Source organism: Nocardia asteroides (assembly GCF_021183625.1).
Taxonomy (GTDB): domain Bacteria; phylum Actinomycetota; class Actinomycetes; order Mycobacteriales; family Mycobacteriaceae; genus Nocardia; species Nocardia asteroides_A.
In genome coordinates, this window is sequence record NZ_CP089214.1 from 3,937,214 (window position 1) to 3,951,475 (window position 14,262).

The 14,262-nt window shown below is 71.9% G+C and carries 13 protein-coding genes and 1 tRNA gene; 4 read left to right on the forward strand and 10 right to left on the reverse strand.

The window, feature by feature from the left end:
• Positions 1 to 61: 61 nt before the first annotated feature.
• Positions 62 to 328: a cell division protein CrgA gene (crgA, locus tag LTT61_RS18690; RefSeq protein WP_233015383.1), complete on the reverse strand. Its 267-nt coding sequence runs from the start codon at positions 326 to 328 to the stop codon at positions 62 to 64.
• Positions 329 to 448: 120 nt separating this feature from the next.
• Between crgA and LTT61_RS18695 the strand changes: the two genes are divergently transcribed.
• The 3 genes from LTT61_RS18695 to LTT61_RS18705 are packed head-to-tail and all read left to right on the forward strand — an operon-like array spanning position 449 to position 2,324.
• Positions 449 to 1,093, forward strand: coding sequence for an aminodeoxychorismate/anthranilate synthase component II (locus LTT61_RS18695; protein WP_233015384.1), 645 nt, complete (start codon positions 449 to 451; stop codon positions 1,091 to 1,093).
• On the forward strand, positions 1,090 to 1,869 hold the full coding sequence (locus LTT61_RS18700; protein WP_332909192.1) for a RibD family protein: 780 nt from the start codon (positions 1,090 to 1,092) through the stop codon (positions 1,867 to 1,869). Before LTT61_RS18695 ends, LTT61_RS18700 begins: the two co-directional genes overlap by 4 nt.
• A complete protein-coding gene (locus tag LTT61_RS18705) occupies positions 1,869 to 2,324 on the forward strand; it encodes a deaminase (protein WP_233015385.1) in 456 nt (151 codons plus the stop codon). The genes LTT61_RS18700 and LTT61_RS18705 overlap by 1 nt, the downstream gene beginning before the upstream one ends.
• 4 nt (positions 2,325 to 2,328) lie before the next feature.
• Here LTT61_RS18705 and pknB read toward each other — a convergent pair whose 3' ends face one another.
• From pknB to LTT61_RS18740, 7 genes are all read right to left on the reverse strand, one after another.
• On the reverse strand, positions 2,329 to 4,236 hold the full coding sequence (gene pknB, locus LTT61_RS18710; RefSeq protein ID WP_233015386.1) for a Stk1 family PASTA domain-containing Ser/Thr kinase: 1,908 nt from the start codon (positions 4,234 to 4,236) through the stop codon (positions 2,329 to 2,331).
• Positions 4,233 to 5,732: a protein kinase domain-containing protein gene (locus LTT61_RS18715; protein WP_233015387.1), complete on the reverse strand. Its 1,500-nt coding sequence runs from the start codon at positions 5,730 to 5,732 to the stop codon at positions 4,233 to 4,235. Before LTT61_RS18715 ends, pknB begins: the two co-directional genes overlap by 4 nt.
• Before the next feature lie 54 nt (positions 5,733 to 5,786).
• Entirely contained in the window at positions 5,787 to 7,253 is a 1,467-nt protein-coding gene (locus LTT61_RS18720; protein WP_233015388.1) for a peptidoglycan D,D-transpeptidase FtsI family protein, read from the reverse strand.
• Positions 7,250 to 8,728: an FtsW/RodA/SpoVE family cell cycle protein gene (locus tag LTT61_RS18725; protein WP_233015389.1), complete on the reverse strand. Its 1,479-nt coding sequence runs from the start codon at positions 8,726 to 8,728 to the stop codon at positions 7,250 to 7,252. The genes LTT61_RS18720 and LTT61_RS18725 overlap by 4 nt, the downstream gene beginning before the upstream one ends.
• Complete coding sequence (locus tag LTT61_RS18730) at positions 8,728 to 10,209, reverse strand: PP2C family protein-serine/threonine phosphatase (RefSeq protein ID WP_233015390.1); 1,482 nt, start codon at positions 10,207 to 10,209, stop codon at positions 8,728 to 8,730. The genes LTT61_RS18725 and LTT61_RS18730 overlap by 1 nt, the downstream gene beginning before the upstream one ends.
• Positions 10,206 to 10,673 carry an FHA domain-containing protein FhaB/FipA gene (locus LTT61_RS18735; protein ID WP_233015391.1) on the reverse strand — a complete coding sequence of 156 codons (468 nt, stop codon included), beginning with the start codon at positions 10,671 to 10,673 and terminating at the stop codon, positions 10,206 to 10,208. Before LTT61_RS18735 ends, LTT61_RS18730 begins: the two co-directional genes overlap by 4 nt.
• A 210-nt stretch (positions 10,674 to 10,883) precedes the next feature.
• A complete protein-coding gene (locus LTT61_RS18740; RefSeq protein ID WP_233015392.1) occupies positions 10,884 to 12,503 on the reverse strand; it encodes a DUF3662 and FHA domain-containing protein in 1,620 nt (539 codons plus the stop codon).
• A 225-nt stretch (positions 12,504 to 12,728) separates the two neighbouring features.
• On the opposite strand from LTT61_RS18740, the gene LTT61_RS18745 reads away from it, so the two are divergent.
• Positions 12,729 to 12,811, forward strand: a tRNA-Leu gene (locus tag LTT61_RS18745).
• Between the two features lie 63 nt (positions 12,812 to 12,874).
• On the opposite strand, the gene LTT61_RS18750 is transcribed toward LTT61_RS18745, so the two are convergent.
• Together LTT61_RS18750 and LTT61_RS18755 are read right to left on the reverse strand one after the other, a co-directional pair.
• Positions 12,875 to 13,519: a class I SAM-dependent methyltransferase gene (locus LTT61_RS18750; RefSeq protein WP_233015393.1), complete on the reverse strand. Its 645-nt coding sequence runs from the start codon at positions 13,517 to 13,519 to the stop codon at positions 12,875 to 12,877.
• Between the two features lie 62 nt (positions 13,520 to 13,581).
• Positions 13,582 to 14,211, reverse strand: a complete 630-nt coding sequence (locus tag LTT61_RS18755; protein ID WP_233015394.1) for a TetR/AcrR family transcriptional regulator — start codon at positions 14,209 to 14,211, stop codon at positions 13,582 to 13,584.
• Positions 14,212 to 14,262 lie beyond the last annotated feature (51 nt).

Below are 14,262 nucleotides of genomic sequence, written 5' to 3' on the forward strand. Positions count from 1 at the left end.
TCCACAGAGTCATCCACAGGTGTGCATGAAACACACCGGTGTGATTCGGGTGCGGACCAGGTCAGCGCCACCGCATGGTCATGATCAGCCCGACCACCATGAGCCCGAAGCCGATCAGGAAGTTCCAGGCGTTGAGATCGGCCATCCACTGGATCTGCTCGGCCGCCAGGTAGTAGACGAGCAGCCAGACCAGCCCGGCCAGCATGAAGCCGAGCATGATGGCGACGTACCAGACCGGCGACGGGCCGACCGCCTTCACCTTCACGGGGGTGCGGCTGGCCGGGTTGATGGTGTAATCGGTCTTCTTGCGGACCTTCGACTTCGGCATGGTGTCCTCGCGTTCGGCGTCCGGGCGGGGTACCGGCCGCCCGCGTGGTCTCGGGTTCCAGGCTAGCCCACCAGGTCACGGCCCCGAATACCGGTTTGCGCGGGCCAGTACCCTCGTGTCATGCGCGTTCTGGTCGTCGACAACTACGACAGCTTCGTCTTCAACCTGGTCCAGTACCTGGGCCAGCTCGGGGTCGAGGCCGTGGTGTGGCGCAACGACGACCCGGAATTGGCCGATCCGGCCGGAATCGCGACCGAGTACGACGGGGTGCTGATCAGCCCCGGCCCCGGCACCCCGGACCGCGCGGGCGTCAGCATGGAGCTGGTCCGGGCCTGCGCCGACGCCGCGACCCCGCTGCTCGGCGTCTGCCTCGGCCACCAGGCGATCGGCGCGGTCTTCGGCGGCACCGTCACCCGCGCCCCCGAGCTGCTGCACGGCAAGACGAGCGAGGTGTACCACCTCGGCGCCGGCGTGCTGGCCGGGCTGCCCGACCCCTTCACCGCCACCCGCTACCACTCGCTGACCGTGCTGGAGGAGACGCTGCCGCCGGAGATCGAGGTGCTCGGCCGCACCGAGAGCGGGATCGTGATGGCGCTGCGGCACCGCACGCTGCCGATCCACGGCGTGCAGTTCCACCCGGAGTCGGTGCTCACCCGCGGCGGTCACCGGATGCTCGCGAACTGGCTGGAGGTATGCGGACAGCGCCCCCCCGAGGGGCTGGTCGCGACGCTGGAAGCGGAGGTCGCCGCGCTGGTGCCGCAGTGAGCGCGGGCCCAGGTGCGGCGCCGGCGCGCACCCCCGACCCGGCCGGGCCGTCGGACGGCGAGCAGGGCTCGGCGCGGCAGCCGCAGCACGGGCACACCCGGCCGCACGTACTGTTGTCCGTCGCGGTGAGCGTGGACGGCTATATCGATGACGCGAGCCCGCAGCGGCTGCTGCTCTCGAACGCCGCGGATTTCGACCGGGTCGACCAGGTGCGGGCCGAGTCCGACGCCGTTCTGATCGGCGCCGAGACGCTGCGCCGGGACAACCCCCGGCTCCTGGTGAACAGCGCCGAGCGGCGTGCCGCTCGGGCGGCGGCGGGCAAACCGGAGTACCCGCTCAAGATCACGGTGACCGCGCTGGGAAACCTCGATGCCGGGCTGCGGTTCTGGCACCACGGCGGCGCCAAGCTCGTCTACACCACCGACGCGGGCCGGACCAGGCTCGGCGACCGGCTGACCGGGCTGGCCGAGGTGCGCAGCCTCGGCCCTGAGCTCGACCTGTCCGTCCTGCTCGACGATCTCGGCGCGCGCGGGATCGGACGGCTCATGGTCGAGGGCGGCACCCGGATGCACACCGCCTTCCTCGCCGCCGGGCTCGCCGACGAACTGCACGTCGCGGTGGCGCCGATCCTGGTCGGCGACGCGGCGGCCCCGCGCTTCGTCGGGCAGGCCGCCTTCCCCGGCGGCCCCGCGCACCGCATGCGGCTGGCGGGGGTGGCAGCCGTCGGCGACGTGGCCGTACTGCGCTACCTGCCGCGCGGCCGGGAGGAGAGCTGATGCCCGCGGACGACGACCACCGGTTCCTGGAACGCGCCATCGCCCTCGCCCGGCTGAGCCCGCCGAGCGCGACCGCCTTCTCGGTGGGCGCGGTGCTGGTGGCGGACGGAATCGAGCTCGCGACCGGCTACTCGCGCGAACTGCACGAGAAGAACCACGCCGAGGAGGCGGCGCTGGCGAAGCTGGCCGCCGACGATCCGCGGCTGCGCCTGGCCACGCTCTACAGCACGCTGGAGCCCTGCTCGCAGCGCGCGACGGCGAGCAGGCGGCCGTGCACCCGGCGGGTGCTCGACGCGGGGATCCCGCGCGTGGTGATCGCCTGGCGCGAGCCGGCCACCTTCGTGGCCGACTGCGTCGGCGTCGAACTGCTGCGGCAGCACGGCGTCGAGGTGGTCGAGCTGCCCGAGCTGGCCGAGGCGGCGCGCGCGGTGAACCGCCACCTCGACCTCTCCTGAGCGATCAGGGCGGCCCGAGCACCCCGACGGTGAGCGAGACGGTGCCGTTCTTCGCCATCGACGAGCCCGCGCTCGGCTGCTGGCCGATCACCTTGCCGACCGCGAGGGTGTCGAAGGTGCCCTGGGTGGTCTGGTCGATCTGCCCGGCCCCGCCGGACCAGCCCTCGGCGCGCAGCCGGTCGACCGCCTGCGCCACCGTCAGCCCGACCAGCGACGGCATCCTGACCTGCTCACCGCTCGACACCTGCACGGTGACGGTCGAGCCCTTCTCCGCGCTGGTGCCGCCGGACGGCGTGGTCGCGACCACCTCGCCCTTCGGCTTGCTGGACTGGACCTCCTGGATCACGATCTCGAAGCCGGCGCTGTCCACCAGGTTCGGCTGCGCGACGTTGATGTCCTGACCCACCACGTTCGGCACCCGCACCTGCTCCGGGCCGGTGCCGATGGTCAGCAGGATCGCGCCGTCCACGTCGATCCTCGACCCGGCCGACGGCTCCTGCGCGATCACCTTGTCGCGCTCGGCGTCGCCGGATGGCTGCCTGCGGACGTTCGGGTCCAGCCGCAGCCCCTTGGAGTTCAGCTCCTGCTCGGCCTGCTGCTGGGTGAGGCCGTCCAGCCGCGGCACCTGCACCTGCTGCGGGCCGGTGGAGACCTGCACGGTGATGGTGCTTCCCTCGTCCGCCCGCGAGCCGCCGAGCGGCTGGGTGGCGATCACGTTGCCCGCCGCCACCCGCGCGTCCGGCTTCTCCTGGACGGCGACGCTGAACCCGAGCTGCTGCAGCGAGGTCTGCGCCTGCGCGGCCGGCTTGCCGGAGAGGTCGGGAACGGCCCGCTGGTCCGGCTTGCTTCCCGGGCCGAGGAACACCCAGAACAGCCCGAAGGCCACCAGCACCGCGGCCGCGACGCCGAGCGCCAGGTACGCCGAGCGGCGGCGCTCGTGCTGCTCGGGCTGCTCGTCGTCGTCCGGATCCGCGCGCCGCTCCACCGTGCGGTAGCTGCGCGGGGCATGCTCCTCGGAGTCGATGATGCCGGTGCGATCCTCGTCGGTCATCACCATCGGGGCGCTCGGCTTCTGCCCGCCGAGCACCCGGATCAGATCGGCGCGCATATCGGCGGCGCTCTGGTACCGGTTCGCCGGGTTCTTGCTCATCGCCTTGAGCACGACCGAGTCCAGCTCGCGCGGCACGCCCGAGTGCACGTGCGACGGCAGCCGGGGATCCTCCCTGACGTGCTGGTAGGCGACCGCGATCGGCGAGTCGCCGGTGAAGGGCGGCTCGGCGGTGAGGATCTCGAAGAGGACGCAGCCGACCGAGTAGACGTCCGAGCGGGCGTCGACGGTCTCGCCGCGGGCCTGCTCGGGGGAGAGGTACTGGGCGGTGCCGATCACCGCGGCGGTCTGCGTCATGGGGTTGGCGCTGTCCGCGATGGCGCGGGCGATGCCGAAGTCCATGACCTTCACCGCGCCGGCGCGGTTGATCATGATGTTGGCCGGCTTCATGTCGCGGTGCACGATGCCGGCGTTGTGGCTGAAGTCGAGCGCGGCGCAGACGTCGGCGATGACCTCCATCGCGCGCCGCGGCGGCAGCGGGCCCTTGCCGCGCACGAGGTCGCGCAGGGTGTCGCCGTCGACGTACTCCATCACGATGTAGGGCAGCGGGCCGCCGTCGATCTCGGTCTCGCCGGTGTCGTAGACCGCGACGATGGCGGGGTGATTCAGCGCGGCGGCGTTCTGCGCCTCGCGCTTGAAGCGCAGGTAGAAGGTGGGATCGCGGGCCAGGTCGGCGCGCAGCACCTTGATCGCCACATCCCGGCTGAGCCGGACGTCGCGGGCCTTGTGCACCTCGGACATCCCGCCGAACCCGATGATCTCGCCCAGATCGTACCGGGAGCCGAGATTCTTCGGCGTCGTCATTGTTGTCCTTGCCACGGGGTGTAGGGCGCGCGGGAAGTGGAGTCCGCCCCCTGGGCACCGGGGGCGTCGGGGAACGGCAGGTCGAGCGTCGGGATGCGGGAGCGCGTTGTCGTGCTGCCCGCGGTGGTGGTCGGCTTGGTGGTGCTCGGCGCGCTGCTCGGCGGCACCGTCGTCGTGGTCGGCGCCTGCGTGGTGGTCGGGGCCTCCGTCGTGGTCGGCGGCGGCTCGTAGCTCGGCTCCGGCTGCGGCGGGGGCGCCTGCCTGGTGGTGGTGATCGGCGCGGGCGGCGGCGGCGGGGCAATCGGCGACTGCGTCGTGGTCGGCGCCGGGGTGTTCTCCGGGTTGGTGTCGCCGCCGAAGAGCAGGTAGATCACGGCGCCGCCGAGCAGCACCGCGCCGATGCCGAGCGCGATCAGCCAGTTCCGGGTGGACTTGTTGTCGTCCCCGCGGTCCGGCGCGCCGGTGGTGGGCGGGATCCGCTGTGCGTGCGCGGTGGCCGGGGCGTGGCCGTGCGTCGGCGGGCCCGCGTTCGTGACCGCGTGCGCGGCGGGCGCCGAGTAGCGCACGGTGGCGCCCTCGTAGGTCTGCTGGCCGGACGGGATCATCGCGGTCGGGCCGGGCGGGAGCACCCGGGTCGCGCCGGTCATCGAACCGGTGGCGGTGGCGCGCGGCGGCGGCGGGCGGCGCCCGGCCTTGACCGCGGCGACGGCGTCGGCGAACTCGCCGCCGCTGCCATAGCGCTGGTTCGGGTCCTTGGCCAGCACGATCTCGATCAGCTCGCGCACATTGGCGGGCAGATCGGCCGGCATCGGCGGCGGCGTCTCGCGGACGTGCTTCATGGCGACGGTGATGGCGCCCTCGCCGGTGAACGGCCGCTGCCCGGCCAGCGCCTCGTAGCCGACCACGCCGAGCGAGTACACATCGGAGGCGGCGGTGGCGTCCTCGCCGATCGCCTGCTCGGGCGCGATGTACTGGGCGGTGCCCATCACCATGCCGGTCTTGGTGACCGGCGAGGCGTCCACCGCCTTGGCGATGCCGAAGTCGGTGATCTTGACCTGCCCGGTCGGCGTCACCAGGATGTTGCCCGGCTTGACGTCGCGGTGCACCACACCGGCGACGTGCGCCGCCTCCAGCGCCCGGCCGGTCTGCTCCAGCAGGTCGAGGCCCTGCACGACCGACAGCCTGCCGAGCCGGTTCAGCACCGCGTTCAGCGGCTCACCCTGCACCAGCTCCATGACCAGGTAGGCCATCTCGCCGCCGGAGGGGTCGAGCGTCTCGCCGTAGTCGTACATGCCCGCGATGCCGGAGTGGTTCAGCTGCGCGGTGGTCTTCGCCTCGGTGCGGAAGCGCTGCCGGAAGGTCGGGTCGGTGGAGAACTCGGACTTGAGCACCTTGACGGCGACCCGGCGGTCGAGCCGGGTGTCGAGGGCTTCCCACACCTGCCCCATGCCACCGGTGGCGATGAGCCGGTGCAGGCGGTATCGGTCGGCGATCATGGCGCCGTTGTTCAGCACTGGGGCCCCCGTACATTCACTCGCACGTCCATCTGTTCAGCCCCCTCGCAGCCCGGCGTCGAGCACCGCGCGCGCCACCGGAGCCGCCACCGAGCCACCGGTCGCGGCCAGCGCGCGATCCCCGCCGTTCTCGACGATCACCGCGATGGCGATCTTCGGGTTCTGGGCGGGCGCGAAGGCGATGTACCACGCGTGCGGCGGGGTATTCCGTGGGTCGCTGCCGTGCTCGGCGGTGCCGGTCTTGGAGGCGATCTGGTATCCGGACCGCCCGCTGCCGGCGGTGTTGTTCTCCGAGGCGATCATCAGGTTGGTCAGCTGAGACGCTACCTGGGCGCTGACCGCCTGTCCCACCGAGACCGGCTCGGTGCGGGAGAGCTCGCTGAGGTCGGGGCCCTGGGTCTGGTCGATCAGGTACGGCTCCATCCGGACGCCGCCGTTGGCGACGGTGGCGGCGACGACGGCGTTGTCCAGCGGGGTCAGCGCGACATCGCGCTGGCCGATGCTGGACTGGCCGAGCGCGGCCGCGTCCGGGATGCTGCCGACGGTGCTCTCCGCCACCGGGATCGGGATGCCGCGGTGCGGGCCGATCCCGAAGGCGGCGGCCTCGTCCTTGAGCCCGGCCGCGCCGACCCGCTGGCTGAGCTCGACGAAGGCGGTGTTGCAGGAGAACCGGAACGCGTCGAACAGCGAGGCGGTGCCGCCCCCGCCGCAGGTGTTGCCGTTGTAGTTCTCCAGGGTGGTGCTCGTGCCGGGCAGCGTGATCGTCGGCGCGGCGGTGAGCTGGTCCTCCGGCCTGGCGACGTTGGCGGAGAGCGCGGCCGCGGTGGTGATCACCTTGAAGGTGGAGCCGGGCGGGTAGGTCTGCGAGACGGCCCGGTTCAGCATCGGCAGCTCCGGGTCGGAGCTGAGTTCGTCGTAGGCCTGGGTGGTGGCCGCGCCGTCGTGCCCGGAGAGCCGGTTCGGGTCGTAGCTCGGGGTGGACACCATGGTCAGGATCTTGCCGGAGGACGGCTCGATCGCGACCACCGAGCCGGTGTAGCCCTTGCTCGTCAGCTGGTCGTAGGCGACCTGCTGCATGGCCGGGTTCAGGGTGGTCACGACATTGGCGCCGCGCGGGTCGCGGCCGGCGATCATGTCGATCAGCCTGCGCCCGAAGAGCTGGCTGTCCGAGCCGTTGAGCAGCGAGTCCGCCGCGCGCTCCAGCCCGGTGCTGCCGTAGTTCATCGAGTAGAAGCCGGTGACCGGGGCGTAGGCGGCCGGCTCGGTGGGGTAGGTGCGCAGGTACTTGTACCGGTCGTCGGTCGCCACCGAGCTGGCCAGCACGGTGCCGCCCGCGGCGATCTGGCCGCGCTGGCGGGAGTACTCGTCCAGCAGCACGCGCGAGTTGCGCGGGTCGAGGCGGTAGTCGTCGGCCTTGATGACCTGCACGTAGGTCGCGTTCATCAGCAGCGCCACGATCATGACCATCACCGCGACCGCGACCCGGCGTAGGGGGGTGTTCATTCCTGTGGCCTCGCTTCCCGTCGGCGCCCGATCATCTCGGTCTGCGCCTCCGCGAGCGGTGCGGCCGGCTCCCTGCGCGCGACCGGCGCCGGGGCGCGGGCGGCATCCGAGATCCGGATCAGCAGCGCGAGCAGCGCGTAGTTGGCCAGCAGCGACGAGCCGCCGTACGAGACGAACGGGGTGGTGAGGCCGGTCAGCGGGATCAGCTTGGTGACGCCGCCGACCACGACGAAGACCTGCACCGCGATGGTGAAGGCGAGCCCGGCCGCGAGCAGCTTGCCGAAGCTGTCGCGCACCGCGAGCGCGGTGCGCAGCCCGCGCACCACCAGCATCAGGAACAGGATCAGCACGGCGGCCAGCCCGATCAGCCCGAGCTCCTCACCGATGGTGGTGACGATGAAGTCGGTCTTGGCGAACGGCACCTGCGAGGGGCGGCCGCTGCCGAGCCCGGTGCCCGCGAGCCCGCCGGTGGCGAGGCCGAACAGCGACTGCGAGATCTGGTAGCCGGTGTTGCTGTAGTCCTCGAACGGGTGCAGCCAGGTGTCCACCCGCACCCGGACGTGGCCGAAGAGCTGGTAGGCGAAGACGAAGCCGACCCCGAGCAGCGAGAAGCCGATGAGCAGCCAGCCGACCCGCTCGGTGGCGATGTAGAGCATCACCAGCACCGTGCTGAAGATCAGCAGCGAGGTGCCGAGATCCTTCTCGAAGACCAGCACGCCGATGCAGACGATCCAGACCACCAGGATCGGCCCGAGGTCGCGGGCGCGGGGGAACTCCATGCCGAGGAAGCGCTTGCCCGCGACGGTGAAGAGGTCGCGCCTGGCGACCAGCACCGAGGCGAAGAAGATGATCAGCAGGATCTTGGCGAACTCGCCCGGCTGCAGGCTGATGCCGGGCAGCCGGATCCAGATCTTGGCGCCGTTGGCCTCGGAGAAGCGCCCGGGCAGCACCGCAGGGATGGCCAGCGCGACCAGCCCGACCAGCCCGAGGGTGTAGCTGTAGCGGGCGAGCGTGCGGTAATCGCGCAGCACGACGAGCACGCCGACGAAGACGATCATGCCGAGCGCGGTCCAGAGCACCTGCGAATTGGCGTCCGGCGACGGCGTCTCGGAGCCGTTGTAGGCGGCGCTCTGCGCGGCGGCCAGGTCGAGCCGGTGGATGAGCACCAGCCCGAGGCCGTTGAGCAGCGCGGCGATGGGCAACAGCAGCGGGTCGGCGAACGGGGCGAAGCGCCGCACCGCGAGGTGCGCGATGCCGAACAGTGCCAGGTAGGCCAGCCCGTACTTGGCGATTTCCCAGGTGAGCGACTGCTCCTGGCTCGCCTCGACCAGGAAGAGCGACGCGGTGGTGATCACCGCGGCGAAGCCGAGCAGCAGCAGCTCCGCGTTCCGCTTGGTGGCGGGCGGGGGCGCGGGCGCGAAGCCGCCGGGCGGGCTGGGGTATCCCCCGGCCTGCGGCGGTGCCGGAGCGGACATCAGTCCGTCACCCGGCAGTTCTCCCCCGCGATCTGGGGGGTGGACGGCTGCGCCTGCTCCGGCTTCGGCGCCGGAGGCTGCCCCTCCCGGTTCTCCGGCTGCGGCTCGCCCGGCGGCGGGGCGGGCGCGGGCTCCGGCGCCGGGGCGCCCGGCTCGGGTGAGGCGGCGGGCTGCGGCGCGGGGGTGCTCGGCTGCGGCGCGGGCGTGGTGGCCTTGACGCAGGCGGGCAGCAGCTCGCGCTGCGCCAGCACCTCCATCTGGTCCCTCGCCTTCTCCAGCGAGCCCGGCGGCAGCCCCTTCTCGACCTGGTCGCGGCCGGTCTGCTCCAGGTCGTCGACCTTCAGCGGCTTGCAGCCGGCGGGCTGGTCGGAGCCGGGGACGGCCAGCGTCAGCTGCCCCGTCTTGCTCACGCAGCCGACCAGGTCGACATCGTGCACGGACCAGCCGAGCACGGTGCCGGGCAGCCCGCGCAGAATTACCACCGAGCCATTGTCGGCCCCGACGTAGTAGTTGCTGCGAATCATCTTGTAGCCGACGATCAGCCCGATCCCGACCGCGAGCACCAGCGCGACCGCGAGCGCGATCCAGCGCAGCTTCCTCGACTTGGCGGGCGGCTCCGGCTCCGGGCTCGCCGCGGTGCGGCGCGGCGAGCTCTGCCTCGGCGGCCGGATGGCGGCGGCCCGGCCCGCCGCGGTGTTCGGCGGCGGCGTGTCGTCGTCCACCCCGGAGGCGGCGCCGGCCACGATCGGGTGGCTCTGGCCGTAGTCGAGGTCGATGACGTCGGCGACGACGACGGTCACGTTGTCCGGCCCGCCGCTGCGCAGCGCCAGCTCGATCAGCCGGTCGGCGCACTCGTCGGTGTTGCCCTCGCGCATGGTGTTCGCGATGGTCTCGTCGCTGACCACGTCGGAGAGGCCGTCCGAGCAGAGCAGGTACCGGTCGCCGGCCTTTGCCTCGCGCATGACGAGTGTCGGGTCGATCTCGTTGCCGGTGAGCGCCCGCATGATCAGCGAGCGCTGCGGGTGCGTGTGCGCCTGCTCGGCGGTGATCCGGCCCTCGTCGACCAGCGACTGCACGAAGGTGTCGTCCCTGGTGATCTGGGCCAGCTCGGCGTCGCGGAGCATGTACGCCCTTGAGTCGCCGATGTGCACCATGCCGAGTTTCTTGCCCGCGAAGAGGATCGCGGTCAGCGTGGTGCCCATGCCGTCGAGCTCGGGCTCCTCCTCGACCTGGTCGGCGATCGCGGCGTTGCCCTCGCGGGTGGCATGGTCCAGCTTGCCGAGCAGGTCGGGGCCGGGTTCGTCGTCGTCGAGGTGGGCGAGCGCGGCGATCATCAGCTGCGAGGCGACCTCGCCTGCCGCGTGGCCGCCCATGCCGTCCGCCAGGGCGAGCAGGCGTGCGCCCGCGTAGACGGAGTCCTCGTTGTTGGCCCGGACGAGACCGCGGTCGCTGCGCGCTGCATAGCGGAGAACAAGTGTCACGATCGGAGCTCGATCACTGTTTTGCCGACTCGCACCGGGGTGCCGAGCGGAACACGAACGGGGGTGGTGACTTTCGCACGGTCGAGATACGTGCCGTTGGTGGAGCCGAGATCCTCGACGTACCAGTCCTCACCGCGCGGTGAGATCCGGGCGTGCCGGGTGGAGGCGTAGTCGTCGGTGAGTACCAGCGTCGAGTCGTCCGCACGTCCGATCAGCACCGGCTGGGTGCTGAGCGTGATGCGGGTGCCGGCGAGTGAACCATGAGTCACCACAAGGAATTTGGCGCCCTTCTGGCCTCGGCTGAAGGAAGGCAGCACCGTTGACCCGCGTGTGGCCCTGGGCTGTATCCGGATGCCGGATGCCGCGTAGATGTCGCTGCGCAAGGTCCGCAGGATAGCCCACACGAACAGCCACAGCAGCAGCAGGAACCCCGCACGGGTCACTTGCAGAATCAGTCCCTGCACGGCGTTCCACCTCCTGTTCACCGTGTGCGCGCGGACGACGGTGGCGGCTCGAGAGCCCCCACCGGCTTGCTGACCTCACCCGGCTCGGATTCGTCCGACGAGCCGCGCGTGGATTGGCAGCATCATAGGGCCCGAAGCCGGGTTCGAACACGGTACGACGGCGCCTACGGCTGCCGTCGTACCTGTGATCTGGTTGGCGAGCTTACGGGATCAGACGATTCGGATCAGGATCTCGCTGTGCCCGGCCCGGATCACATCGCCGTCCGCGAGTTGCCAGTCCTGCACCGGAGACCCGTTGACCAGCGTCCCGTTGGTGGAACCGAGGTCGGAGAGCATCGCGGTCTGGCCGTCCCAGCGAACCTCGATGTGCCTGCGCGAGACGCCGGTGTCCGGCAACCGGAAGTGTGCGTCCTGGCCGCGGCCGATGATGTTGCTTCCCTCCCGGAGCTGGTAGGTCCGGCCGCTGCCGTCGTCCAGCTGGAGGGTCGCCTGGAAGCCGGAGCCCGCCGCGGGGGCCGCGTAGGCCGGCTGGGCCGCCGGCGCCGCCGCGCCGCCCGCGTAGCCGCCGCGGTCGCCGTAGCCCGCCTGCTGGCCCGCGTAGCCGCCGCGCTCCTCGGCGCCGTAGCCGCCGCCCTGGCCGTAGCCGGGCTGCTCGCCGTAGCCGGGATCGCGGTACTCCTGCTCCTGGCCGTAGCCCGGTGCCGCGCCCGGTGCCTGGCCGTAGCCGGCCGGGGCCGCGGGGGCGGCGCCGTAGCCCGCGCGATCGCCGTAGCCCGCGCCCGGCTGGCCGTAGCCCTGCTCGCCGTAGCCCGGCTGCCCGCCCGCGCCGTACCCGGCCTGGCCGTAGCCCGGCTGCTGCTCCGCGCCGTAGCCGCCCGGCTGCTCGGCGGCGTACCCCGGCTCGCCGTACCCGGGCTGGGCGGCGCCGTAGCCCGGCTGCTCGGCGCCGTAGCCCGCACCCGGCTGGCCGTAGCCGCGCTCGGCGCCGTATCCGGGCGGCTGCCCGCCGTACCCGCCCGGCTGCTGCTCGTAGCCCGGCTCGGAGTAGGCCTGCGGCGCACCGCCCGCGGCGCCGTACCCGCCCTGCTGGCCGTAGCCGGGCTGCTGCTCGCCGTAGGCCCGGCCCGCGCCGTACCCGGGCTGCTCGGCGCCGTAACCGGGCTGGCCGTAGCCGTTCTGGTAGTCGCCACCGGCCTGGTAGTCGCCGTAGCCCTCCGGCGCGGCACCGCCGCGGCCGTAATCGTCGCCGTAGGCGCCGTTCTGCGGCCTGCCGGCGGGCGGCGGAGCGTACCCGCGGTTGCGTGGATCGGACTCCGCGGGCTCACGGCTCGGGTCGTAGCCAGAGTTCTGCGTCATGGGGCCAGCTCCTGGTTGCGGGTGTGCGGGTCGTTGTTGCGCAGCTCCTGGCGACGGAGCGGGCGCCCCCGATCGGCCAGGAGCCGGAGCTCCGCGGCCGACGTCGGGATCCACCCGGCCGCTCGCCCTGAACTGTCCGGTGTGCAGCGTAGGGGATGCCTCGAATGCCACGTGTACTTCGCCGTACGTCTGCCACCCCTGATCGCGGATGTAGTCGTGCAGGTGCTTGGCGAACGCCTTGCTGGTGAGCTCGGGATCTGCGACGAGTTGCTCGTGATCGGAGGTGGCGACGGTTATCACATAACTGTTCGGCGCGAGCAGGTGCCCGCCGCCGACGTCCTGGACCCGATCCGAGGCCTCACGCTGCAGCGCCGCCTCCACTTCCTTGGGGACGACGCTGCCACCGAAGACGCGAGCGGCCGCATCACCGACGGCGCCTTGCAGGCGCCGTTCGAATCGATCGACGATGCCCATCTCAGCCTCCCTCCGGTGTGTGAACTCCTACCGATCCGTAACAACGACACAACTGGTTGGCGTGTCGTGGTTCGAGCACGTTCACTGCATGATATCCACGATCCTCCACCCCTGTAACTCCCGGAAAGCCCAGGAGGTTCCCGGAGTGGTCAAGGACTGGTCACAGCTTGTCAACAGGCGATTTCGGTTTGGCCGACGGTGCGTGATACGGTCTTCGAGTCGCTCGGGCGAGTGGCGGAATGGCAGACGCGCTGGCTTCAGGTGCCAGTGTCCGTAAGGACGTGGGGGTTCAAGTCCCCCTTCGCCCACAGTATGAGAGCCCGGTCCCTCGGACCGGGCTTCTCGCGTTTCCGGGTGCTGTTTCGGGGGTGCTAATCGACCCCGCGCCGCCCGGCGAGCACGTGGAACGGGAGCTGGGTGCCCTCCGGGTTGCTGCGCTGCACCCGGAAGCCGCTCTGCTCCAGCGCGGCTGCCACCTCGTCGGCGGGGCGCAGCCGGAAACCGTGCGCGGTGAAGGGCAGCTTCGCCATCGCCTCCGGGTCGCCGATGCCGACCACAGCGACGCCGCCGGGGCGGATCGTCCTGGCGAGTTCGGCGAAGGCGGCGGGCAGGTCGTCGACGAAGTAGACCGTGTTGACGGTGATCGCGGCGTCGAGCACGCCGTCCCGCAGCGGCAGCGCGGTGAGCGAGCCCTCGGCCACCTGCAGGGTGCCGGAGCGCACCTGCGGCGCGTACCGCTTGCGCGCGCTCGCGATCATGTCCGGGGAGATCTCGACGCCGTGCACGATGCCGCTGGAGCCCACCTTGTCCAGCAGCATGGCCAGCCCGGCCCCGCCGCCGAAGCCGAGGTCGGCGACGGTGGCCCCCGGTGTGATGCCCGCCGCGGCGACGGCGGCCGCCACCGCGGGGCGATTGCCCCGATTCAGCATCCCGGCCACCACCGTGCCGAGGATTCCGTGCGGATTGCCGAGCTGCCCGGCCAGGGTGCCGAGGGCGCGAGCGCGCAGACCTGCCATACCGCCATGCTAGCGCCGGGCGGCGCGGTGAATTGCGCTCTGCGCGGCTCGAACTCGCCGGGTCAGCGCGCGCCGGGGCCGGTGGCGAGGCCGCGCGCGACCATCCCGAGCACGGCATCGATCGCGGCGTCGCGCTCCATCCAGGTGGAGACCCCGTCCAGGAGCAGCCCGGCGACGCCGTGCACCGAGGCCCAGGCCGCGATCTCGGCGTCGGGGCGGTGCTCCGGCGCTGTGTAGCCGGTCTCGACCAGCTCGTCCAGGAGCGTGGACAGCAGCGCGAAGGCGGGCTCGTCGTCGGCGGGCGCGCCGGTGTTCGCCGGGGCGCAGAAGGCGGTGCGGAAGAGCCCCGGCTCGCGCAGCGCGAAGGTGATGTAGCCGCGGCCGGCCGCGCGCAGCCGCTCGATCGCGGGGGCGCCGGGATCCACGTCGGCGGACATGGCGGTGAAGAGCGTGTGCTGGGCCTGCTGCTGGGCCGCCCGCAGCAGCGCCTCCTGGTTGGTGAAGTGCCGGTACGCCGCCGTCGGCGTCACCCCGACCTCGCGCGCCGCCGCCCGCACCGTCACCGCGCCCGGCCCGCCGCGCACCGCGAGCGCGCCCGCGGCCTGGACCAGCGCATTGCGCAGGTCGCCGTGGTGGTAGACGCCGGCAGGCTTCTTCTTCGTCACCCGCTCGATGTTGACGCCTGTGCACATCGTATGGCAAGTTAACGCTCACAAAGTTTATGGTCGTACACATTGAAGGAG

Excerpts from the sequence above, each read along its gene's own strand:
- LTT61_RS18750 (WP_233015393.1), bottom strand. The coding sequence starts at position 13,519 with ATGGCAGGTCTGCGCGCTCGCGCCCTCGGCACCCTGGCCGGGCAGCTC.
- crgA (WP_233015383.1), bottom strand. The coding sequence starts at position 328 with ATGCCGAAGTCGAAGGTCCGCAAGAAGACCGATTACACCATCAACCCG.
- LTT61_RS18755 (WP_233015394.1), bottom strand. The coding sequence starts at position 14,211 with ATGTGCACAGGCGTCAACATCGAGCGGGTGACGAAGAAGAAGCCTGCC.
- LTT61_RS18720 (WP_233015388.1), bottom strand. The coding sequence starts at position 7,253 with ATGAACACCCCCCTACGCCGGGTCGCGGTCGCGGTGATGGTCATGATC.
- LTT61_RS18740 (WP_233015392.1), bottom strand. The coding sequence starts at position 12,503 with ATGGGCATCGTCGATCGATTCGAACGGCGCCTGCAAGGCGCCGTCGGT.
- LTT61_RS18725 (WP_233015389.1), bottom strand. The coding sequence starts at position 8,728 with ATGTCCGCTCCGGCACCGCCGCAGGCCGGGGGATACCCCAGCCCGCCC.
- pknB (WP_233015386.1), bottom strand. The coding sequence starts at position 4,236 with ATGACGACGCCGAAGAATCTCGGCTCCCGGTACGATCTGGGCGAGATC.
- LTT61_RS18695 (WP_233015384.1), top strand. The coding sequence starts at position 449 with ATGCGCGTTCTGGTCGTCGACAACTACGACAGCTTCGTCTTCAACCTG.
- LTT61_RS18715 (WP_233015387.1), bottom strand. The coding sequence starts at position 5,732 with ATGATCGCCGACCGATACCGCCTGCACCGGCTCATCGCCACCGGTGGC.
- LTT61_RS18705 (WP_233015385.1), top strand. The coding sequence starts at position 1,869 with ATGCCCGCGGACGACGACCACCGGTTCCTGGAACGCGCCATCGCCCTC.